1 pseudogene is annotated in these 654 nt (G+C 64.7%); it reads left to right on the top strand.

Features of this window, described 5'->3' with window-relative positions:
* Positions 1–20: 20 nt before the first annotated feature.
* Positions 21–654: pseudogene (locus tag AX750_RS20150) on the top strand (IS5 family transposase); the annotation flags it as partial.

Below are 654 nucleotides of genomic sequence, written 5' to 3'. Positions count from 1 at the left end.
TCAAGCTCCGAAAGAGGAGCTTGGCGATGGGACGCTACGAACTCAGCGATTTGGAATGGACGGCGATCGAGCCGCATCTTCCCAACAAGCCGCGCGGCGTGCCGCGGGTCGATGATCGGCGGGTCCTGAACGGTATCTTCTGGGTGCTTCGGTCGGGTGCGCCCTGGGCGGATGTCCCGGCTCGCTACGGCCCACCGACGACGATCTACAATCGCTTCAACCGCTGGCGCAAAGCCGGCATCTGGGATCGGCTGATGGACGCGATCACAAAGGCTTACGACGGCGACGTCCAGATGATCGACACCTCGGTCGTGCGGGTCCACCAACAGGGGGCGACCGGAAAAAGGGGGGTCGAGATCGTTGTGTCGGTCGCTCGCGAGGCGGGCTCACCACCAAAATCCACGCCCTCGTCGATGCGCAAGGGCGCCCGATCCAGCTCAAGCTGACGGCGGGGCAAGCCAGCGACATCGCCAGCGCCGCCGACATGATCGGCCATCTCGCTCCCGGTTCGATGCTGATGGCCGACAAGGGCTACGACGCCAACGCCTTGCGCGCCCTCGTCGGGGAACGCGGAGCTTGGGCCAACATCCCGCCCAAGAGCAATCGAAAGGACCCGATCTGCTTCAGCCGGCACCTCTACAGGGACAGGAACCT

The organism is Methylobacterium sp. CCH7-A2 (assembly GCF_001557075.1).
Taxonomy (GTDB): Bacteria; Pseudomonadota; Alphaproteobacteria; order Rhizobiales; family Beijerinckiaceae; genus Allobosea; species Allobosea massiliensis.
Note: the sequence above shows the minus strand (reverse complement) of the source record. Positions and strands in the feature narration are given on the sequence as shown.